Source organism: Endozoicomonas montiporae CL-33, assembly GCF_001583435.1.
GTDB classification, from domain to species: domain Bacteria; phylum Pseudomonadota; class Gammaproteobacteria; order Pseudomonadales; family Endozoicomonadaceae; genus Endozoicomonas_A; species Endozoicomonas_A montiporae.
This window is the reverse complement of sequence record NZ_CP013251.1, coordinates 4,832,875-4,855,028: the sequence shown is the minus strand read 5'-3', so window position 1 is coordinate 4,855,028 and position 22,154 is coordinate 4,832,875. Positions and strand designations below refer to the sequence as shown.

At 49.4% G+C, this 22,154-nt stretch carries 14 protein-coding genes; 8 read left to right on the top strand and 6 right to left on the bottom strand.

All coding sequences use genetic code 11. The features are described from left to right. Positions 1-12: 12 nt before the first annotated feature. Together radA and EZMO1_RS22385 are read right to left on the bottom strand one after the other, a co-directional pair. Positions 13-1,386, bottom strand: a complete 1,374-nt coding sequence (gene radA / locus EZMO1_RS22390) for a DNA repair protein RadA (protein ID WP_034878508.1) — start codon at positions 1,384-1,386, stop codon at positions 13-15. A 67-nt stretch (positions 1,387-1,453) separates the two neighbouring features. Continuing rightward, on the bottom strand, positions 1,454-4,342 hold the full coding sequence (locus EZMO1_RS22385) for a hypothetical protein (RefSeq protein ID WP_145912703.1): 2,889 nt from the start codon (positions 4,340-4,342) through the stop codon (positions 1,454-1,456). 597 nt (positions 4,343-4,939) lie between these two features. Here EZMO1_RS22385 and EZMO1_RS22380 point away from each other — a divergent pair. After that, entirely contained in the window at positions 4,940-5,368 is a 429-nt protein-coding gene (locus tag EZMO1_RS22380) for an RrF2 family transcriptional regulator (RefSeq protein ID WP_034878506.1), read from the top strand. A gap of 84 nt (positions 5,369-5,452) precedes the next feature. Here EZMO1_RS22380 and ydiJ read toward each other — a convergent pair whose 3' ends face one another. Then, a complete protein-coding gene (gene ydiJ, locus EZMO1_RS22375; protein ID WP_034878505.1) occupies positions 5,453-8,491 on the bottom strand; it encodes a D-2-hydroxyglutarate dehydrogenase YdiJ in 3,039 nt (1,012 codons plus the stop codon). A gap of 122 nt (positions 8,492-8,613) precedes the next feature. Here ydiJ and EZMO1_RS22370 point away from each other — a divergent pair, with 122 nt between their 5' ends. Then, entirely contained in the window at positions 8,614-9,579 is a 966-nt protein-coding gene (locus tag EZMO1_RS22370) for a DUF2608 domain-containing protein (RefSeq protein ID WP_034878504.1), read from the top strand. Positions 9,580-9,613: 34 nt separating this feature from the next. Here the strand turns inward: EZMO1_RS22370 and EZMO1_RS22365 are convergent, their stop codons facing one another. Beyond that, a complete protein-coding gene (locus EZMO1_RS22365) occupies positions 9,614-10,513 on the bottom strand; it encodes a fructose bisphosphate aldolase (RefSeq protein WP_034878503.1) in 900 nt (299 codons plus the stop codon). 776 nt (positions 10,514-11,289) lie between these two features. On the opposite strand from EZMO1_RS22365, the gene EZMO1_RS22360 reads away from it, so the two are divergent. Next, a complete protein-coding gene (locus EZMO1_RS22360; protein WP_222842155.1) occupies positions 11,290-12,639 on the top strand; it encodes a hypothetical protein in 1,350 nt (449 codons plus the stop codon). Positions 12,640-12,711: 72 nt separating this feature from the next. Here EZMO1_RS22360 and EZMO1_RS22355 read toward each other — a convergent pair whose 3' ends face one another. Both EZMO1_RS22355 and ettA read right to left on the bottom strand, forming a co-directional pair. Then, positions 12,712-13,293, bottom strand: coding sequence for a DUF4202 domain-containing protein (locus EZMO1_RS22355; RefSeq protein WP_034878500.1), 582 nt, complete (start codon positions 13,291-13,293; stop codon positions 12,712-12,714). Between the two features lie 633 nt (positions 13,294-13,926). Continuing rightward, on the bottom strand, positions 13,927-15,594 hold the full coding sequence (gene ettA / locus EZMO1_RS22350) for an energy-dependent translational throttle protein EttA (RefSeq protein WP_034878496.1): 1,668 nt from the start codon (positions 15,592-15,594) through the stop codon (positions 13,927-13,929). Positions 15,595-15,813: 219 nt separating this feature from the next. On the opposite strand from ettA, the gene EZMO1_RS22345 reads away from it, so the two are divergent. The 5 genes from EZMO1_RS22345 (at position 15,814) to EZMO1_RS22325 (ending at position 22,073) form a co-directional block, all read left to right on the top strand. Then, a complete protein-coding gene (locus tag EZMO1_RS22345) occupies positions 15,814-17,349 on the top strand; it encodes an autotransporter outer membrane beta-barrel domain-containing protein (RefSeq protein WP_034878493.1) in 1,536 nt (511 codons plus the stop codon). A 164-nt stretch (positions 17,350-17,513) separates the two neighbouring features. After that, positions 17,514-18,767, top strand: coding sequence for a serine hydroxymethyltransferase (gene glyA / locus EZMO1_RS22340; protein ID WP_034878492.1), 1,254 nt, complete (start codon positions 17,514-17,516; stop codon positions 18,765-18,767). A gap of 169 nt (positions 18,768-18,936) precedes the next feature. Continuing rightward, positions 18,937-19,404, top strand: a complete 468-nt coding sequence (nrdR, locus tag EZMO1_RS22335; protein WP_082212318.1) for a transcriptional regulator NrdR — start codon at positions 18,937-18,939, stop codon at positions 19,402-19,404. Positions 19,405-20,275: 871 nt separating this feature from the next. Beyond that, the gene (ribD, locus tag EZMO1_RS22330; RefSeq protein WP_034878489.1) at positions 20,276-21,397 is read left to right on the top strand and encodes a bifunctional diaminohydroxyphosphoribosylaminopyrimidine deaminase/5-amino-6-(5-phosphoribosylamino)uracil reductase RibD; all 1,122 of its coding nucleotides are present in this window, start codon (positions 20,276-20,278) and stop codon (positions 21,395-21,397) included. A 10-nt stretch (positions 21,398-21,407) separates the two neighbouring features. Further along, entirely contained in the window at positions 21,408-22,073 is a 666-nt protein-coding gene (locus tag EZMO1_RS22325; RefSeq protein ID WP_034878486.1) for a riboflavin synthase, read from the top strand. The last annotated feature ends 81 nt before the right edge of the window (positions 22,074-22,154 follow it).

The following is a 22,154-nucleotide window of genomic DNA, read 5'->3' as shown; positions in this document are numbered from 1 at the left end:
TTTGGCAGCATTTTAAATCGCTTCCAGAGCCTCGGAAAGCTTGCTGATGCCCACTACTTCCAGCCCTTCAACGGTTTTTCTGGGTTTATTGGCAATGGGAACAATCGCCCGCCTGAAGCCATGTTTGGCAGCTTCTGCCAGTCGTTCCTGACCATTGGCCACCGGACGGATTTCACCCGCCAGACCCACTTCACCAAAGGCAATCAGATCCTGTTGCAACGGGTTGTCACGCAAGCTGGAAACGACGGCCAGCAGGCTGGCAAGGTCGGCCGAGGTTTCACTGATTTTGACCCCGCCCACCACATTGATAAACACATCCTGATCACTGGTGAAAATGCCGCCGTGACGGGTAAGAATCGCCAGCAGCATAGCCAGACGGTTCTGTTCCAGACCGACAGTCACCCGACGAGGGTTACCCAGCTGGGATTCAACCACCAGAGCCTGAATTTCTACCAGCAATGGCCGTGTGCCTTCCCAGAGGACACTGATAATACTGCCGGATGTAGGTTCCGGTGTGCGGGACAGGAAAATGGCAGAAGGGTTTTTTACTTCCTTCATGCCGGTTTCGGTCATGGCAAAAATACCCAGCTCATTGACCTGACCAAAGCGGTTCTTGGTGGCACGCATGATGCGGAAACGGGAATCGTCGGTGTTGCCCAACATCAGCTGGGTATCAATGATATGCGACAGTGTCATAGGGCCTGCCAGCGAGTTGTCTTTGGTGACATGACCCACAATCAACAACACGGTTCCGGTCTGTTTGGCAAAACGGGTCAGAAAGGCGGCAGACTCTTTTACCTGTGCAACACCGCCGGGTGCAGCATCGACACCGTTCATAAACATGACCTGAATCGAGTCAATCACAATAATCCCCGGCTTTTGCTGTTCAGCAACGGCGACAATGTTTTCAGCGCTGGTTTCAGCCAGCATTTTTAGTCGGTCGGTAGGTAACCCTAGTCGTTTAGCACGGGCCGCAATCTGTTGCAGGGATTCTTCACCGGACACATAAAGAGCATCCATTTGTTGTGCAACGTGGCAAAGCACCTGCAACAGAATGGTACTTTTACCGGCTCCGGGATGACCGCCGATCAGAACCGCACTGCCTTTTACAAAGCCGCCACCCAACACCCGGTCAAACTCCGACATGCCGCTGGAAAAGCGCGGTGCCTCTCCAACGTCCACCTCGCTGAGCGTTTGCAAGCCAGAAAGGGTTCCGGCAAAGCCAGCTTTGTTAGCTGCCGCAATGGATGGTGAGGCAGCTGGCCCGAGATTGACCTCTTTGAAGGTGTTCCAGGCTTTGCAGTCGGGGCACTGTCCCTGCCATTTAGCGGATTCACTGCCACACTCGGTGCAGACGTAGGCTTTGCGGGTTTTGGATTTTGCCATGAACGGGTATTTGTCAGATAAAGGCTCATAATAACCGTTGATCTGTTACGGCGGTATGTTTTTCCAACTACGGCTGTTGATAATCCGGTTTTGGTGGGTCTTCAGGTGGCTGGTCGGTCTTTTCCAGAGCCTTTCTTATCTGTTGTTCCAGATCTGGTGGCGACTCGCGTTGGTGTTGTGTTCCCAGCTGCTTGAAGGGCTTCAGTTCAGGGTATTGAGTGGTCAGCCATTGGAAGTTTTCGGCCAGTCTTTGCAGTGCCAGACGTTCTGCTAAAGTGCCGTACAAATTAAGTACCGTCAGTCTGTCGTTTTCATCACCCTCCAGACGAAAGGAGGGTTCACGCTTTATTTGTACAACGGCGCCACCGGTGACTCTGGCGTCTTCCGATAATGTGCGTAGTGTTTGTCGGTTTTGGATGATACCAAGCACTGCGTCGGTTATCTGACTAACGCTTTCTAAGGTTGGGCGTTTTTCTTTCAGTATTTCAAGAGCGTGATTGGGGACGGATTGGTAATAGGGTAGAAGCTTTCTATAAGATTCAGAACGAGTCGGAGTGCCTTCGTTTCTCAATTCATCGACTGTTTTATAGGTCGTATCGATCATCATTGAATCATTGACAATAGTTTGCGTTATATAAGTTTTTATCTGTCGCCACTGATCCTTAAACGTGCTGCTGGTAGTTTCTATCAGACTTTTAATCAGGTCAGCTCCTATTTCATCCTGATGTTCCTGGAGTTCATGTAGCTTATTCAGGACTTGTGTTGTAGAGCTAATGATGGTCATTGCCTGAACTATGTCGGTTGCCTGATTCAATTCTGCTTGTTCAAACTTTTCAAGTGTTGTAATAAATACTTGAAGATTGATATCAACAAACTGATTATCTCGTTGATACCAGAGATTTAAGAGTTCTGCACGTTGTTGCCTGATATCCTCTTCTGTCATAGCAAGCCCGTCAATATTCAGAGAACCACCGTGTATCGTGGGTTGGTCATCGCTTGTGTTGATGGCAATGCGCAGCTGGCCAGTAATGGATAGTTCTACTGTTTCCTCTGATGGTATGTGAATGTGCTCTGGCACATCAAACATCAGGATGCGTCTTGCTGAGGGGACACTGAAATCAAACTCAACCACCGTGATAAAGTCATTAAAACGGGTAAAGCGCAAAGGGCCAAACCTGATCTCTGGATCGACGACAATACTACGCCTTTTTTCTCCAGACTCGAGCCAGCTCATGAATTGCTCGCGTTCAATGATTCCATCATGTTCAGCGGTTGAAGAGAGTTCTTTTGTAATCAACGCCTGAATCTCTGGAAGGCGAGCAAAAAGTTTCATGATAAACTTGCTGGATGCAGGCTGATCATAGTGAAGATACTTAAGAGACTCTTTGATAACGTGGTGTTTTAACTGTTCCGGATCACAGGCTTCGTGTTCCTGACAAGCGGTTTCAATTCTATGGTCGCTATCTCTGGATTTTAGAACAAAGTACTTTCTTCCGAGGGTTTCGGAAGTCATGGTTACATCATGGAAAGCGAGTTCTATTGGCTGGAAATCCCTCCGTGTTCCAGCATCACTGATTGGTATGGGTGGAATATCTGACTTAACCTCGGATTCAATTCTTTTAGCCAGATCGTTTACAGAAGAAAGTGTCATGTGGTTCCAGCCGGGTTGGACGGGTTTTGGTTTTTCTCTGAGCTGGTTTTCTTTAGTCGTTTGCCGCATGGTTTTTCTTTTTTTGGCATATAACCTGTCCAATGCTTGTTGATCATTGACTAAACCTGATTTCGAGAGTAGCTCTGCCCAGCAACTCACAGAAAATACAGCAGCCAACAGGCCTCCCAGTGTGCTGTCACCAAGAAGATGCGGAGCATTTTCTCTAAGGATGCTTTCTGAAGCTTCCTGAACGGTCTCGGTCAAATCATTTTCGCGGATAAACTCTGCAATAACTCTGAAGTTTGGGCTTTTATTGGAACTGTTGGCGGCCTGTCTTGAAAAATCAGCAGTCCAGAAAGGCGTGCTTGGACTTTTCTGTTCTAAAGATGGTTCGGGTGATGAACCGGATTGCCCCTGAGTACTGCCACTTTTTTGGGCTTGGTTCGTTTTCCGCTTGGGGTGGGGGCTACCTGCCCTACCTGCCGGGCTACCATCGCCAAGTGTTCGGCCGGATGACTTGTCTCCTGGATAGACATTTCCCTCAACAGCTTCCTGACCATCCAGTTTGTCCCCTTTCACTTTAACTGGCTGGAGAGGAATTCTGATCCGGCGTTTTACGGGTTTGCTGAAATAGTTCCAGTGTGAGGCGTAAACGAAATCGTCTGTTTCACCAAAGGCTGCAGCAATAATGGACTCCCAGAAAATGGATCGTAAACGCTGGTACTCTTCTGCAGACATCGTGGTTGTCGTGCCGTCAGGCAGGTGAATGGTCACCGTCCAGCTGCCATCCGGATTCTGGGTCAGGGTGGTCAGTTGATTTTCCGGAATGGTGCTGGGTTTGTTGGCCTCTGACAGACTGGTCAGCGCTTCGCAATAGCTGAATAGTGTGATCCGGTCATGGCTTGCAAGAGCCATGATCGTGCAGTCGGGTAATAAGGGTTCCTGGAGGATGGTGACGGATTCGGGTGGTTCATCAGGGTCTGCATAGATCGATAGAGAACCATCCGCTTCATAAAAAAGCCAGATATAACCATTCATGACTGGCCATTTGATGGCTTCGTAAACCTCAACAGGGTAAGGCCGTGTGTATTTACTCAGTTTTGCCTTACAGGGGTGAGGAGGCTTACCGTGTGTTTTGGGTACGATACGCCGAGTGTCAGGGAGAATAGGATATTCGAGTGGTTTCCGGTGCAGGCTTGCAGGAATGGTCAGTATCTCGAACGGTTGATGCTGTGACTCATTGAACGTAAGCAGCTTGAATGGTGTCTCATGTTCAGTGTTGTTTGACGTGGATGAGTCATCCAAAATCAACGCCAGATTCTTACCCTCTGGTTTACATGGGGTTGCTTCGGGTTGAACGTTTTGTGTTTGAATCAAAGCCTGTACGAAAAGCTTTGGAGCTAAAGCGGCTGTGCGAGGTTGAAATATTTTCTCTCTGCTTCCGATAGTGGGCGTGTGCCCGCGCTGAAATAAAACCTCTCCAATGTGACCAGCAAGGGAAGGCCGTATAGATGACAACATTACTGCCAACGCGATGCCTGCTATTGTGGGAATACACGTTTTTTCCCTTTCTTTAAATGTCTTGGGCATGTGTATCTGTGTATGGAGAGGGCTGATTTCGGAATCAAACGTAACGGCTATATGCGGAAGTTGTTCTTTCCAATCCTAGACCAGGTTTTAGAAAAGCTCTCGGAAATCTTTGGCTTGTAGGAGGTAGTCATCCAATGACGTATTTTCAAAGGATCTATTTCGATTCAGTCCAGTCAAAAAAATTGATGCATGAGAACATATCTTATTCTTATTTATAGCAGCAAATTTACGACATATGACCTTAAATGCGTGCATCATGGCCTTTTCTCTGATATTAAAGATGGCACATTTATAGATACCTCCCATCAAATCATGAGATTGACCAAACACACCGACTTTGCCCTTCGTATTCTTGTTTATTCTGCCATGGAAACCGGAGAGCGCCTGCTGTCGGTTCAGGAAGTGACGGATGCCTTCGAAGTGCCACGCACTCATGTGATGAAAATCGTGCAGAAGCTGGGGCAGCTTGGCTATTTGCAGACATTCAGAGGCAAGGGTGGTGGCTTTCGTCTGGGTATGCAACCTGAAGACATTAACCTTGGTGAAGTGGTTAAAGTCATGGAGTCCAGTATTACACTGGTTGAGTGTGAAGAAATTGCCTGTCGCGACTGCTCGTCCTGTCAGTTGAAAGACATTATGAATCAGGCAATGGATGCTTTCTTCAAGGTGCTGGCGCAATACTCGCTGGCTGACGCATTGGATCGTAAGAACGGACTGCTGATTCAGCTGCAGGCGGGTTGAGCTGGCCTGAATTTTTTAGGCTGAGCACAATGATATAAGTAGCACTAATCATAGGTTAGTGCTACTTATATAAACGACAATTGTCTAATGATTGGCTTTTATTACCTGCAAAAGCATTTGTACCGGGTGCAGGATTCTATAGTCACTCAGTCGTTTAACCTGACTGCGGCAGGAATAACCTGTTGCGACCATCCGACCCTGATTCTCGGGTTTTTCAACCACTTCCTGCCAGCTGAGTTCGTAGACTTTGCGCGAAACTGCCTGGTTACGTGTCTCGTGACCGTAGATACCCGCCATACCACAGCAACCTGTTGGCTGATAGGTGAGTGTCAGGCCGCAGGCGCGATAGAATGCCTGCCATTGTGCAGGGGCGGCAGGCACATTCGTGGTTTCGGTACAGTGCCCCAGAAGAATATAATCGCCTTCCAGACCAAGGTTCAGAGCGGCAATATTGTCAGCTTCCCTGGCAAACCATTCCGACAGCAGAAGCACTTCGGGTGCGTTGTCTCCCATGGCTTCACGATATTCATCCCGATAGGTCAGAGCCACGGCCGCGTCAATGCCGATCAGGCTGACACCCGACTCGGCGAGTTGGTTTAATTCTGAACCATTAGTGCGGGCTACTTTTTCAAAACGTCCCAGATAGCCATATACATGCAACACTTTGCCATTGGGTTGATAGGGTGTGACCAGCGGGCGATAACCCAGCCGAACCAACAGTTCTACCAGTTCCGTCAGTACCGGTGTTTCAAAGAAACTGGTGAAGGCATCCTGCACAATAATGACGGTTCGCTGTCGCTCTTCTTCGGGTAAAGAGTTCAGCAGTTGCGGGGTTGCAACCGAAGCACCGGAACGACAACTGTCATTTAATGGCGAGGTGCTGGTAATGGCGGGAAGATCCTGCAGTCCAACGGTTTTACTGGCAAACCAGTTGATCAGCTGTGACCCGGCCGCGAAATTATAGACAGGTTTCACTTTGGCCAGTGCTGGCAGCATGGGCTCCAGCAGACCGGCAACATGATGTTTGAGCGGCCTTGGGTAACGACTGTGGTACAGCTCAAAAAAACGGGAACGCAAATCCGGAATATTCACCTGTATCGGGCATTGTCCGGCACAGGACTTACAGCTCATACAGTTGTCGAGGGCTTCGTATACTTCGTGACTGAAATCTTCCTTGCCCCGGATTTTGTCTACAGCATTACGGGCTTTGTCCATGGCATTGTAAAACAGTCCGCCCTGCCGAACGTTTTGGATTTCTTCAGCAATGCTCGTGCCGGTTGCGCTTTGTAGCCTTAACCATTCCCTGACCAGTCCGGATCGGCCTTTGGGTGACTGGGTGCGGTCGTAAGTGGCTTTCCAGGTTGGACACATGGCACTGGCAGGGTTGTAGTTGAAGCAGGCACCGTTGCCGTTGCAATACAGCCCGCTGGTGAAGGCTTCAAAGGCTTCGCGCTCGATAGCGCTGTCCAGCTCTCCACGGGTCTGAACGCCATCAATTTTCAGCAGCTCCTCATTGGCTGGCGTGGCGATTTTTCCGGGATTCAGCTGGTTGTGTGGATCAAAAACACTTTTGATCTGTTGTAGAACCGGGTACAGCTCGGCAAAGAAAGCCGGTGTGTATTCGGAGCGTACGCCTTTGCCATGCTCTCCCCAGAGAACACCGCCGTGAGATTGTGCCAGCCGTGCCACCTCGTCACTGATAGAACGTACCAGCATGGCCTGTTGCGGGTCTTTCATATCAATCGCCGGACGCACATGCAGTACGCCGGAATCCACATGGCCAAACATGCCATACGTCAACTGATGTTTATCCAGCAAGGCCCTGAACTGTTGAATAAAGGCAGCAAGATTTTCCGGAGGAACCGCCACGTCTTCCACAAAAGGTATGGGACGGGCGTCGCCTTCCATATTGCCGAGCAATCCCACCGACTGTTTGCGCATGGCCCAGATTTTTTTGACGTTAGCCGTTCCCATCACAATCTGATGACCGCAACGCTGAATGTCGGACTGCTTGTTGAGTTCGGTGATCAGGCGGGCAATGCCATCGTTTAATTCATCCTCACTGTCACCGGTGAACTCAACAAAATTAATACCGTCTATGGCACCGCTGTTTTCCGGGAAGAATTCTTTAACGCTTTCCCAGACAATGTCCGCTTTGGCTAATCCCAGTACTCTGGAGTCAATGGTTTCAATGGAGCCGGGCTTTGCCGTCATCAGGGTCTGGGCATCCTGCAGGGACTCCTGAAAACTCTGGTAAAACACCAGCACGAGGGCTGATGTTTTGGGAATGGGCAGCAGGTTTACCTTGATTTCGCTGACCATGGCCAGTGTACCTTCAGAACCACACAGCACCGCATTCAGGTCAAAATCGTCGTTGTCATTGCGAATATTGGCAAGGTCATAACCGGTTAGATTGCGGTTCAGCTTCGGGAATATTGCGTCTACCTGATGCTTGTTGTCGTCGTGTGCCTGTCGAACTGTCTGGTGAATCTTGCCAATGGCGTCGTCACGCAGACAAAGCTCGTTCAGTTCGTCGTCGTTCATGGCCGACGACGCCCACACTGTGCCATCTGCCAGTACAGAGGTCAGTTCCAGAACATGGTGGCGGGTCTTGCCATAGACGACAGACCCCTGACCGCTTGCATCGGTGTTGACCATGCCGCCGACGGTGGCCCGGTTGCTGGTGGACAGCTCGGGAGCAAAAAACAACCCTTCCTTTGCGGCCAGTTCATTCAGGTAGTCTTTAACAGTACCTGCCTGAACCCTTGCCCAGCGCTCTTCGGCATTGATTTCCAGCACTCTGTTCATGTAGCGACTGGTATCAACCATAAAGCCGGTGGTCAGCGACTGACCGTTGGTGCCGGTGCCTCCGCCTCTTGGGGAGAGCACGACCTGATGAAATTCGGGGCGGGCAGCCTGAGTGAGAATAAGACTCAGGTCGCCGGTTGAACGCGGGTAAAAAACCCCTTCCGGCAACAGCTGGTAAATGGAGTTGTCAGTAGCCAGTACAGTGCGATCAGCGTACCCCAGCTCGATGTCACCCAGAAAACCGGCTGACTGCACAGCCCCGGCAAATGTTTGGTACAGGGTGCTTGTTGTTTTGTTGTCCAGCTTGCTGATCACTGTCCTCTCCAGATTAACCTTCCGCGCAGCATTGTAAGGGGTAATGCGGTGTCTTTGCAGTATGAAATCGTCAATGTGCTATTTTTGGGCGTTTGTTGCTCAAAGTTGTAAGGGTTTAACCGGTGTCGAAAATCGATAAATTTATACGTTGGCTGGTCGCTATCTGGTTTATGGCTTTGATCATAAACACTCATCAGGCGTCGGCCTCCCCTGCCGGGCAGAAAACCGTTCAGCAGGAAACCACCGCAAAACCGGGCCAGTTTCTTCAGCAGAAACTGGCTAATGGCACGTTGAAAAAAGGTTCACTGGTTATTCTTGACCTGGACGATACAACGATCACCACGCCTGAAGGGCAGTGGCTGGGCCGTTCAGAGATGTTTTACCGTCTGGTGGACAAAGAACAGCGTCGCTCACCTGACCGGACAAGGCAGGAGATTGTGAATGACATCGACCCTCTTCTGTCTTTCGTTTACAGTCGCGTGCCCGTGCAGCTCACCGACAGCATCCTGCCAGAGGTCATTCAACAGCTGAATAGCCAGAATGTGCTGGTAATAGGCATGACAGCCAGGGGAATGCCCGTGGCTGATGTAACCCGGTCACAGTTAAAAGAAGTGGGCATTACTTTTTCGGATACCGGTGCTGAACGCCTGATTGCACTGCCGGAAGATAGACATTTTATTGTTGAACACGGTGTAGTGATGGCAGGGCAGGGGAATAAAAAAGGAGAGGTGCTCACTGCCCTGATCAATGAAAAAGTGTTGCCAGTGCCCGAACAGGTAATGCTGATTGACGATCGTGACCGACACCTCAATACGGTTCGGGATGCACTGGAACGTTTTGATCCAACTATTACCTACAGGCCGGTTTTGTGTAATTACCTTAAGGACAAGAAAAGATTTAACGCCATTGAATCTGAACAACAGCTGTTCGATTTCCTGTATCAATGGCGTGATGATAAAGAGGTGGCACACTTCGTAGAACAGGATGCCTACAGTCAGGGATTTATCGCCCGGTGTCGAAACATTCCGGATCGGCAGAAACAGTGCGAGGGACTGCAAAAGCAGTTTGGTGTACAACCTGCTCTTTGACCCTCAGAATTTCTGCCACCGGAACGCTCAGGTATCAGGTGATTGATGCCTGATAAATGCTTTCAATGGTCGCGTCGAGCATCGAGTTGAAGTCTGCATCGCTTTGCTGTGCCTGCAAACCATTAGTCAGGGCGCGCGAGAAGCTGGCAATCATTCCGTGGTTTTGACTGAGTTTATGGTTTGCATCGTTACGGCTGTAGCCTCCGGACAGGGCGACCACTTTTAAAACACGCGGATGATCGACGCAGGGTTTGTAGAAGTTGGTCTCGCTGGGCAGAGTGAGCTTAAGCATGACCTGCTGGCTTTCTGGCAGCGCGTCCAGCTGTTGCAGAATGGCGCTGCGCAGCAGGGTCTCGGCTTCAGCCTTGTCGGGACTGTTAATATCCACTTCCGGCTCAATGATCGGCATCAGACCTGCGGCCAGAATTTGTTTGCCCACCTGAAACTGCTGATCAACCACCGCTTCAATGCCTGCTTTATTCGCCCGTTTCACCACTGAGCGCATCTTGGTACCAAACACATCCTGAGCATTGGCTTTTGCCAACAGTTCATCAAGACCCGGCATGGGTTTCATTTGCTGAACATCGTTTTGCTCGTCAGCCAAACCTTTATCGACTTTTAAAAAAGGCAGAATCTGTTTTTTCTGCCACAGAAAGCGAGACGAAGACAGACCTTCAATGTCACGATCCAGCGTATTTTCAAACAGAATCGCACCCAGTATGCGCTTGCCGTCAAAGGCAGGGCTGGTGATAATGCGGGTGCGCATTTCATGCACCTTTTTAAACATTTCTTCGTCGTTGTTGTACGAACTCTGGTCGATACCGTACAGGCTTAACGCTTTTGGTGTGCTTCCTCCACTTTGATCCAGTGCCGCAATAAACCCCTGACGGGTTTTGACGGTTTCAAGCATGGCTGACTGGGCTTGAGATGCCATTTTCAGTGCTCCTTGGTGTCGCCGGGGACGCAACGAAATGATTTACGCCCGTTCATATTAGCTGCAGATACCCATTCAAGCATGACAACTTAATGTGTTTTCCGGCCCCGGGTTGTTACCAAAATCGCCGTAAACCCTCGCCCAATGCGGGCAGGGATAAGGCGGGAATGCGTAAAGCATTCCGTTTGCGTGTTTGTAATACCAATTCCGCTTTCTAAATATGACCATGAGCAAGTCATTCTGAGTCTGAAGGGCATAAAGGCGGAACGATGAGTAATAGCCAGCTACTTGTGCCCTTTGGTTATTGCGAGGAGTTCCAACGCCGCTCCCGTGATTCAGAATGGCTGCGCAATTCATGTTTAGAAGGTGGAATTGGTATTACTACGACCACACACAGTAGGACAGACTATTCTCGGACAGGCTTCTGGAAAAAGAGACAGAGGCTATTGTTATACATGACCCGTCCTCGCTCAGACTCAGATAAGGTCGGACAGACTCCGTATTCAGGCTTCTGTGTACCTTGGTTTATTTAAAGATTAACGGCTGAGTCTGAATGTAGCCCCCTTTTCTGATCAGTCTAGTCTGGTAGCGGCAATTCGTTTATATCCGTTCTATAGACGTCTTTTTCAAAGATAAGGAACTAATGATCGAATAAACGGTCAGAGAAAGCCAACTATCCTATTGTGATTCAGGAGTACATTATGCATTGGCCGGCTTTTGTCTTATTGATTAGTTGGACTTGTCTGTCTTTCGCAGCCACAGACAGTCAAACCACAATGCCTGTCGGGCTGCAAAATATACTCAACTCAAAGGGTTATAAAATCATCAAATGTCAGCGGCTGGAAGGTGCGGAATCCTGTCATCCCCTGTCTATTGCAGCTTCTTTAACACGTCATAACAGTGAACGCATGGCTAGCATTTCGAACGATTTTGCTGCTACGCCAAACGTGAAGTCTCGTTTTTACTGGCTTAAAAAAGAGCAGCGGCGTAGTCCTTATACCCAGGCTGCAGCAGTGAGTTATTATTTGGCTGAAGCTTTGCGTGGTATTCTGAGTGACCTTCAACGAATGCCTTATTTACGGTCAGTTCTTAAGAAAATGAATGAGCTCGGATGTGAGTCCATTATTCTGACGGCAATCAATACCTTTCACGAGGTTTATCAGAACAGTGGAGAAAAAGCACTCTGGGCTAAGGTGGATGAGCTGCTGAATGATGTCAGACAAGAATTAAACCAGTTTGGAAGTTTAGAAACAGCCATTCTCTTATCCATTGCTACTGGCGAGTCTATGACTGTGATTGATGCCAGCCACGAAAAAAATATCAGGATTATTCGTGTGATTAATAACGATGGGTTGCTGGAACTGGTTTCCAATCAAGTGGATTTAGAGCTGGAACCTGGGGTCCTTGACGCTCTGATTGTAGAGGCTATTGAGAATGAAACTTTGCGATTTGTTATTGCTCCGGGATATGGACTGCTACCAATTGAGTTTCTGGAAAACACGGTTGATGAAGATGAACCAACCATTGTTGCCGGGAGAATGCGAAAAGCTGTTCGACGGCCGAATTGCAGTACAAATCCATATATTTGGTATGATGCGTGCTCTAATAAGTATCTCACTCTTCGTGGTGGCGACGCTGAAAGCAGACAGAAAATCAAATTGAAGCCGAAGCGTTCGGATGAACCGATCCATGACAAATGGAAAAGGTTCTATCGCTGGTCAAAGGAGTGGCAACAGACCAGGTCTTCTGCAAGGGCTCACGCCAAGGCTTACAGAATACTTGGCGTGCTGGCTGTTTCGTCATTTGGAACTTATATGTATGTTGATGAGAAACTGAGGCATGTTATCTATCAGTATGCCTGCGGTGAGAGCGACGTATGGCAATGTGTTAGCGGCTATCTTGGTCACGCAAAAGAAGCAGGTCAGTACGCTTCTTCTGTCGTTTATAGCAGCGTTTGTGGTGACACTGGTGCCTGGAAATGCGGAAGGGATTATTACAACTGGACTGACAGGGCCATAAGATACACAAGCTCAGCCGTTTATGGCAGTATTTGCGGAACCATGAGCTTGTCGGAATGTCGGGACTATTACAAAGAAAATTACCTGCCGAAAGAGAACTACCAATAAACAAACCCGGCCAGCCCTGATTTAGATTGTATCAAGGCTGGCATTGTGCGCTGTTGTCTGACCTGACCAATATCAGCTGGCTTCAACCGGCTTCAATGCCTTACCAACCAGTGCCAGCTCCTTTGAACCATAATTAAGCTCCAGAGCTTTCTGCTGGGCTTGAGCCGACATCTTGCCCCAGGTTTTCTGAACAATAGAAATCAGCTTGTCTTCTGTGTGCTTAATAGCAAATGCCGAAAATTCAAACTCAAGAAATACCAGGCAGGCGCAGTCTTCCAGTGTTTGTGTCTCTTCATTTCGTTTTAAGTTTAACTTTCGAATCAGGCTGTAGGCTTTTTTCTGGCTGGTTTTGTCGTAGCCATACTTTTGCATCACCTGCGTTGCTGTTTCTGCGTGCATTTTGCCCAGTTCACTTCGCCACTGCAGATAGCCTGTTCGTCCGGCGGGGTAATCAGAACGGGGTATTTGCCAGCGGCACAGATGCTGGCTTCTGACGGCAATCTGTAATTCTTCTGAAGCATCCGGAGCAAGGCGATTCAGCCACCCGGTCATCCTTTCGGCATACAGCAGCTCAGTGGGCTTTCCGGCGGTAGTTGTCGGGTCTTCGGCATGCAGGGAATCAATAGTGGCCAGAGTCTGTTGTAGTGGTATCATGGTTATTATTTTTACCTTATTGCATGTTGCATGGCTGCGGAGAAACTATAAACCCAAAGGCAGGCAGGGAAAAGCAAGAATGTCCTGATTTTGACTGTTAGCTGTCGTTTATAAAGGCAGGAGGCTCAGGCTCGAAAACGGCAACTTTTTTCAGGCCTAATTGCTGTTAGCAAGTTGAGTACCTATAGTCCCAAGTGTTATACCAGTTCCGTTTTCTAAATATGACTATGAGCAAGCTATTCCAAATCGCTGGGCAAGGAAGAACAACGAGTAATAGCTGGCTACTTGTGCCCTTTTTTGGGTATTGCGAGGAGTTCTGACGCAGAGCCAGTGGGCTGGAATGCTGCGCAATTCATATTTAGCCCCCCAGGCCGAACGCGGCCAAACATCTATGAGTAACTAGCGTTCCAATAAGCTCTTCCTTGTACTTTAAGATCAAAATATAAATCCAGTGATAACAAGGCTTGAGGAGTGAGTTACTCAGAAGGTGGAATTGGTATTAGACTATGCTCCTCAGAGAAGGCTCTGGGGAGCAGTTTATCGATTTAAACTCAAACTATTCAGCCAAAAAATAACCAAATGAGCCTTAATCGTCCAGCGATCAGGCTCAAAGTCAGAGCTAATGTTTATTAATCAAGCATCTATTCGCTTATATTTAATCCGGTGCGGTCCGGCAGCTTCTTCACCCAGACGTTCTTTACGATCCGCCTCGTACTCGGTGTAGTTGCCTTCAAAGAAAGTCACCTTGGAATCACCTTCGTACGCCAGAATGTGCGTTGCCACACGATCCAGGAACCAGCGGTCGTGTGAGATCACCATGGCGCAACCAGGGAACGCCAGCATGGCTTCTTCCAGTGCACGGAGGGTTTCTACGTCGAGGTCGTTGGACGGTTCGTCCAGCAGCAAAACGTTACCGCCGTGTTTCAGGGTCGCGGCCAGCTGCAGGCGACCACGTTCGCCACCAGACAGTTCACCCACACGCTTCTGCTGATCTCCGCCTTTGAAGTTGAAACGGCCAATGTAAGCACGGGAAGGGACTTCGTAGTTGTTGATCTTCAGAATGTCCTGACCGTCAGAAATGGCTTCCCATACAGTTTTACTGTCGTCCAGTTCATCGCGCAGCTGCTGGACGTTGGAGATTTTCACTGTGTCACCGTGTTCGATGGAACCGGAATCCGGCTGCTCTTCACCGACAATCATTTTGAACAGGGTGGATTTACCGGCACCGTTACCACCAATGATGCCGACAATGGCACCCTTGGGTACGCTGAAGCTCAGATTGTCAATCAGCAGGCGACCATCGAACCCTTTGGACACACCATTGAATTCCAGCACCTTGTCACCCAGACGTGGACCGGGTGGAATGTAGATTTCATTGGTTTCGTTACGAGTCTGGAAGTCCTGGGACTGCATCTCTTCGAAACGGGCCAGACGCGCTTTGGACTTGGATTGACGACCTTTGGCGTTGGAGCGCACCCATTCCAGTTCGTGTTCCATTGCCTTACGGCGAGCGTCTTGTTGTTTTTGTTCCTGTTCCAGGCGTTGTTCTTTCTGTTCCAGCCAGGAGCTGTAGTTACCCTGGTAAGGAATGCCTTCACCACGATCCAGTTCCAGAATCCAGCCAGCAGCATTATCCAGGAAGTAACGGTCGTGAGTGATGGCAACAACAGTACCCGGGTATTCCACCAGAAAGCGTTCCAGCCAGGCAACGGATTCGGCGTCCAGGTGGTTGGTTGGCTCGTCCAGCAGCAGCATTTCCGGGCTGGAGAGCAACAGCCGGCAAAGGGCTACACGACGACGTTCACCACCAGACAGGTTGGCAACGTTGGCGTCCCACTCAGGCAGTCGCAGGGCATCGGCAGCGACTTCCAGTTTACGTTCCAGGTTATGGGCATCAGCCGCCTGAATGATGTTTTCAAACTTGGCCTGTTCGGCAGCCAGCGCATCAAAGTCAGCGTCCGGCTCGGCATAGGCTGCGTAAACGGCTTCCAGCTTTTCCTGGGCTTCTTTAATCTCGCCCAGCGCTTCTTCAACCACTTCGCGCACGGTCTTGTTCGGGTCCAGCTCGGGTTCCTGTGGCAGGTAACCAACGTTCAGATCCGGCTGCGGACGGGCTTCACCGTCGAACTCTTTATCAACACCCGCCATGATGCGCAGCAGGGTCGATTTACCTGCACCATTCAGACCCAGAACACCGATTTTGGCACCCGGGAAGAAGGACAGGGAAATATCTTTGAGGATCTGACGTTTAGGGGGAACAACCTTGCTCACCCGGTTCATGGTGTATACGTACTGTGCCATGGAAAGGTGTCTCTGTATCCAGTGGATTTAACCGGGCGAAGATACTGTAACGGTATTACCTTGGCAATGTCTGGGAAGCGGATTAAGGAGAAAATTGCTGCCTGTCCGGGCGACTGAATACACATTCATAAATTATCGTCTATATTTCACCGTTCATTTTCTTCTGCTGCATATTGCACGGGAGGTATCTTCAAGAATTAAATAACGGGTTGTAGAGTTATGAAGACTCGAATAAATATTCAGTGGCTGACTGCAGTTTTGGTCGTGGCTTTACTTCATGGCTGCGGTTCCGGCGGCGGTGGAGGTGGAAGTAGAAGTAGTGGCACCGGGGTGAAAGTAACCCCCAAAGGTGTCAGCATTGAGCGCACAGAATCTCACAAGCACAGTAGAAATGAACATGAAGGTCGATACAAAGGCTTGATCCCTTCTTCAATAACGGATGAGTCATTTCAGTCCCGAGTCCCGTTTAATTCCGGCAAGCTGGATTCGGTCAGGCAGAATAATCTCAAGTCCGCCTACGATCAGGCCATCAGGGATTATAAGGCTTATGCAAAACAGGACTCACCGCGCCTGCATGATCTGGTCGTTGCTCGATACTACAGCCTGAAAAATCACCAGCAGCCACCCAAAGGTCTAAAAGTCACCCTGGATGACAGCAGCTACGATACCATGCTGAAAGCGGTAGAAGATGTTGCTGCCGAGTGTCGCGCTGGCAAGGTTGGCAAGCAGATTGACCCGAACTTTATCCGTGGTCAGGGTTATCTGACACGAACCGCGGATGAATTCTGGAGAAACCATACAAAATCGGTCACCCAGATCAGGCGTATGAATGAATTGCTCAAAGAAGGCGTTGAGCTTGGTGATGATGCTCCGATGGTAGCGGACATCAATAATTCTCAAGGATTGTTTACCGGTCTGGAGAATAATCACTGGTATGTTTACGGACAGGCTTATGTTTTTCGGGGGCATTGGGAACCTGAAGCAGGGCTGAAGCAGAAATATAAAGGTGAAGGTGCCGAGTTTGGTGCGTTCCGTTTTATGGATAACGGTTTTTTGCTGGGCGGCATGCTGGGCTTGCAGAAGGTGCGAATGGAGGCTGATTTTGGCGGTTCGGGGAGTATGGATTCTGACGCCCGGATCTATCGGGTGGGTCCATTTGCTTCATGGAGTAACGATCGTCTGACCATTGATTCCATGCTGACTTATGGCTGGGTGTCTCTGGATACGCAACGACGTGACCTGCTGAGTAATCGCTGGAAAGCCTCACCAAAAGGCTCTGAATGGGCTGCTCATCTGCAGGCCAGTTACCGTATTCCCCTGGATCACTGGGCGATGGGGTTAAGCCTGATTCCGGAAGCTTACGCGGGTTATCGTCTTGGCACCATAGAGAAGCACACCGAGAAAAGTGATGACCTTCGACATTCTGTGACCGAGTCAAAGCATAAAGGTTTAACCACACGGTTAGGTACCGGAGTTGGCTATGTGTTTCCTGATTTAAGTCAGCCGACGGATGTGATGTTCAAACTGGGTGTTCAGAAAACCCATGGTTGGGAGAAAAGAGAAAAAAGCAGTTCCTCCATGTGGGCAAAGACGCCAAAAGCAGAAAGCAGGGATACTGCTCTGTATTACAGCCTTGGGGTTAATCGTCAGTTCGGAGCCGACCTTGATAAAATGATTGGTCTGGAATACACCGGAACCTCGGGTAAGAAAAGTGGCAGTGACGCTTTGATTTTTAGCTATCGTCAAGCGTTTTAAGTAAACCAATGACCTGTAATATTCGTAAACATTGTTTGTCTATGTCAGGTGAGACCATTAACCGGTAAAATTGCCTGTTCTTATCCGGATTTTCATGCAGACCACTCTGGTTCTGTATTAGAATAGGCGATCTTCTACGAAGACAGGCAACACAGAGGTTTTAGATGTTCAAAAAGGACATGTCCATAGCCGAGTTCGACCCGGAACTCAAAGCCGCGATTGATGCAGAAACCCTCCGTCAGGAAGAGCACATCGAACTGATTGCCTCTGAAAACTACACCAGCCCGATGGTGATGGAAGCTCAGGGGTCTGCCCTTACCAACAAGTACGCCGAAGGTTATCCGGGCAAGCGTTACTACGGTGGGTGCGAACATGTCGATGTTGCCGAGCAGCTGGCGATTGATCGCGCTAAAGCTCTGTTTGGTGCGGGCTATGCAAACGTACAGCCGCACTCCGGTTCTCAGGCAAATGCTGCCGTTTATATGGCTCTGGTCAAGCCGGGCGAAAAAGTACTGGGTATGAGTCTGGCCCATGGTGGTCACCTGACTCACGGCGCTAAAGTCAGCTTCTCTGGTCGTATTTATGACGCGATCCAGTATGGTCTGAACGCTGAAACCGGTGAAATTGATTACGACGAAGTAGAACGTCTGGCAGAAGAACATCGGCCAAAAATGATTGTTGCCGGCTTCTCTGCATACTCCCGTGTTGTTGACTGGCAGCGCTTTCGCACGATTGCTGACAAGGTAGGTGCTTACCTGTTTGTAGACATGGCCCATGTGGCAGGTCTGATTGCGGCAGGCGTGTACCCTTCTCCCGTTGGTATCGCTGACGTGGTCACTACCACTACACACAAAACTCTGGGCGGCCCTCGCGGTGGTCTGATTCTGGCGAATGACGATGAAGAGCTGAACAAAAAGCTGAACTTTGCTGTATTCCCTGAATCTCAGGGTGGTCCCCTGTGTCATGTAATTGCAGCCAAAGCGGTCTGCTTTAAAGAAGCCATGGCGGACGAGTTTAAAACCTATCAGCAGCAGGTGGTTAAAAACGCTCAGGCAATGACCGCAGTGATGCAGGAACGCGGTATTAGCATTGTTTCCGGTGGTACCGACGATCACCTGTTCCTGATGGATCTGATCGGTAAAGAGTACACCGGTAAGGATGCAGAAGAAGCTCTGGGTCGTGCCAATATTACGGTGAACAAAAACGCGGTTCCAAATGATCCGCGCTCGCCGTTTATTACCAGTGGTCTGCGAATTGGTACTCCGGCAATTACACGACGCGGTTTCAATGAAACCGATGCTGCTGATCTGGCTGGCTGGATTTGTGACGTTCTGGAAAATATCGGCAATGAGCAGGTTGAAAACGAAGTAAAAGCCAAGGTGCTGGAAATCTGTCGTCGTCTGCCGGTTTATAGTTAATGTTAATGACTCTTTGAACCGTGTAATGAAAACGTCGGATTAATCTCCGGCGTTTTTTCATATCGGGTAAAAGTGGAACGTTAAGTTTTACGCCTTATGGCTGGTGCTTGTATTTGGTCAGCATCGGTTTATGATGACTGAATCAATAATTATTGAGTCAGTTCTGACAATGCATTGTCCATTTTGTAGTGCACAAGACACTAAAGTTATCGATTCGAGACTGGTGGCTGATGGTAACCAGATTCGTCGTCGTCGTGAATGTCTGACCTGCTCTGAACGTTTCACAACGTATGAAACCGCTGAGCTACTGATTCCCCGCCTGGTAAAGCGGGACGGCTCCAGAGAGCCTTTCCATGAAGACAAACTGAGGGCAGGTATGGCTCGCGCGCTGGAAAAACGACCAGTCAGTGTCGAGCAGCTGGAAGAAGCCATTAGTCGTATAAAACACCGGCTGCGTGCAACCGGTGAACGTGAAGTAAAGTCTCTGGTGCTGGGCGAAGAAGTGATGCGCGAGCTGCAACAACTGGATGAAATTGCTTATATCCGTTTTGCCTCTGTCTATCGCCATTTCAAAGACCTCAATGAATTCCGTGAAGAAATTGAAAAACTGGAAACGGTTGAACGGTCAAAAAACTGAAGCACCTTAAACATTCTTTGAGGGGTTTATTCAAACCCCTGAATAGTGTTTTTTAAGTTCCGAGCAGAGTTGAAACTTTGTTGACCACAAGGTTCAATTTCTTCTTTGAAGACAGTATTGTTTTAAAAAGTTATAGCTATAGTGAACATATAGGCAACAAACGCGGCCAAAATCAAACCACTTTTAAATCCTGAAAGCGTCAGAGCCATTTCACCGTTCATCTCTTTTTTTATCAGAACATAGGCAGTTCACGGGAAAGTATACGACGACTGAACACCAGTGGAGCCATCAGTCCACAAACAGATAACACCAGTCCACAAACAGACAACACTAGTCCGGTATTAATGATATTGGAACCGAGGAGGCTGTCCGAGAATAGTCTGCCCTACCGGCAACTGCTCCTGCGTTGCCCTAGCTCCGGCATCCATGCCGTCGTGCGGTCGTAGTAAATTGGTCTAAAAATCCGATTTTGTTCGTCAAATAGCTCGCTATTCTCCTCTCAAAACCGAATTTTTATCCTCAATTTTCTACGATCCTCGCTACGGGCGCTATTCTCGGACAGCCTCCTAGGAGCCTGTCGGACTTACCACTGACCTACTGCGAAAAAGCCGGATTTGGCCATTTTTGACGATCCTTTTCGTTGAATAGCTCGCTATTCGCCTCAAATGATCGTCAAAACTGTCTCAAACCGGTCTTTTTCTCGCTACGGTCGGCTAAGTCCGACAGGCTCCTAGCGCCTTTGATTGTTTAAATACACCGGTTGAATCTATGCTTGAGCGAATACTCTTGTTCAATGGGTTCAAAGAGTCGAGAACATTCCCTTCAGGCGTTATCATAAGCCGTTTTCCAACCCTGTATGCCGGAGTAAACCATGGCCTCTGCTTCTGATCACCAGAATATGTCCCGGGCTATTGAACTGGCTCGAAAAGGACGTTATACCACCCGCCCCAACCCCAGTGTTGGCTGCGTTATTGTGCAGGGCGATCAGGTCGTGGGTGAAGGCTATCATGAGCGTGCAGGTGAGCCCCATGCTGAAGTTCATGCCCTGGCCATGGCAGGCAGTCAGGCAAAAGGGGCGACAGCTTATGTCACTCTGGAGCCCTGCAGCCACTTCGGGCGAACACCGCCTTGTGCTGAAGCCTTGATTAAGGCAGGTGTTGCCGAGGTTGTCGTGGGTATGCAGGACCCTAACCCACAGGTGGCTGGTCGTGGTATCCGCATGCTGGAAGAAAAAGGAGTCGTAACCCGCGTGGGGGTTATGGAGGCCGAAGTCAGGACTTTGAATCCGGGCTTTATCAAGCGAATGCAAACCGGTCGCCCCTATGTTCGTGCCAAGCTGGCCATGAGCCTTGATGGCCGAACGGCAATGGCCAGTGGTGAATCCCAGTGGATTACCGGGCCACAGGCCCGCAGTGAAGTTCAGAGTCTGCGAGCCCTGAGCGGTGCGATTGTCACCGGTGTTGGTTCGATTCTGCATGACAATTCATCTCTGACCCTCAGAGAAAATGAACTCAACCTGCCGGAAGCGGAAGCTCTGGTTCAGAATCAGCCATTAAGGGTGGTACTGGATTCCAGCCTTAGAACGCCGGTTGATGCCAAAGTGATCACGGGTCCCGGACAGGTAATGATTTTCTGTTCGGTGCAGGCTGATAAAGCCCGTAAAAGGGCACTGGAAGAAGCCGGGGCAGAGGTGTTGATGCTTGATTCTCATGATGGACGCATCAATCTGGAACAAATGCTGGAAATTCTGATCACAAAAGACATCAATGATGTTTTGTTGGAAACCGGTGCGACACTGGCGGGTGCCATGATGGAACAGGGGCTGGTGGATGAACTGGTCGTGTTTATGGCACCGGTGCTGATGGGTTCTTCGGCTCGCCCCCTCATGGACATGCCATTTGCCACCATGGCAGAAAAGCTGAACCTGAACATTACCGATATTCGTGCGGTGGGTAATGACTGGAAAATCACCGCCTTTCCAAACAATGATTAAGGAGTAAGTAGTGTTTACCGGAATTATTGAAGCGGTTGGACGTTTGCAGTCGGTTGAAAAGCGTCAGGGCGACCTGCGCCTGACCATCGATTCCGGCAAGCTCGACCTGTCCGATGTGCAACTGGGTGACAGTATTGCCACCAATGGTGTGTGTTTAACAGTGGTGGAACTGACAGGCTCTGGCTATGTCGCCGATGTGTCACTGGAAACACTGGAGTACACCACATTGGACGAGCTGCCGGTTGGCAGCCCTTTAAACCTTGAAAAAGCCCTGACACCGACCACCCGTCTGGGCGGTCATCTGGTCAGTGGTCATGTGGATGGCGTCGGACGTGTGGTTTCGGTAGAATCCGCTGCCCGATCCTGGGTGTACTGGCTGGAAGCGCCAAAAGCACTGGCACGTTACATTGCCCACAAGGGCTCTATCACAGTAGATGGTGTCAGCCTGACCGTTAACAGGGTCGATGGTTGCCGGTTTTCCCTGAATATTGTGCCCCATACCCAGCAGGAAACGGTGATTACCCATTACCGCCCCGGAAGTCGTATCAACCTTGAAGTGGATGTACTGGCTCGTTATCTGGAACGTTTGCTGGACCCTTCTCTGAAAGAAGAGAACGCTGAACCGGCATCCAACCTGACGGAAGGTTTTCTGGCACAACACGGTTTTATGCGTTAACGCGGGTCGTTGTCTTCTGTTAATGTTCGTAAACCGTTAGAATGAAGGCGTTTTGTAAGCCGGAACCTTCTTCCGGCTTAA

Bases quoted from the DNA above. Each gene is read 5' to 3' on its own strand.
- radA (WP_034878508.1), bottom strand. From the start codon at position 1,386: ATGGCAAAATCCAAAACCCGCAAAGCCTACGTCTGCACCGAGTGTGGC.
- EZMO1_RS22380 (WP_034878506.1), top strand. From the start codon at position 4,940: ATGAGATTGACCAAACACACCGACTTTGCCCTTCGTATTCTTGTTTAT.
- EZMO1_RS22365 (WP_034878503.1), bottom strand. From the start codon at position 10,513: ATGGCATCTCAAGCCCAGTCAGCCATGCTTGAAACCGTCAAAACCCGT.
- EZMO1_RS22360 (WP_222842155.1), top strand. From the start codon at position 11,290: ATGCCTGTCGGGCTGCAAAATATACTCAACTCAAAGGGTTATAAAATC.
- EZMO1_RS22355 (WP_034878500.1), bottom strand. From the start codon at position 13,293: ATGATACCACTACAACAGACTCTGGCCACTATTGATTCCCTGCATGCC.
- ettA (WP_034878496.1), bottom strand. From the start codon at position 15,594: ATGGCACAGTACGTATACACCATGAACCGGGTGAGCAAGGTTGTTCCC.
- EZMO1_RS22345 (WP_034878493.1), top strand. From the start codon at position 15,814: ATGAAGACTCGAATAAATATTCAGTGGCTGACTGCAGTTTTGGTCGTG.
- glyA (WP_034878492.1), top strand. From the start codon at position 17,514: ATGTTCAAAAAGGACATGTCCATAGCCGAGTTCGACCCGGAACTCAAA.
- nrdR (WP_082212318.1), top strand. From the start codon at position 18,937: ATGCATTGTCCATTTTGTAGTGCACAAGACACTAAAGTTATCGATTCG.
- ribD (WP_034878489.1), top strand. From the start codon at position 20,276: ATGGCCTCTGCTTCTGATCACCAGAATATGTCCCGGGCTATTGAACTG.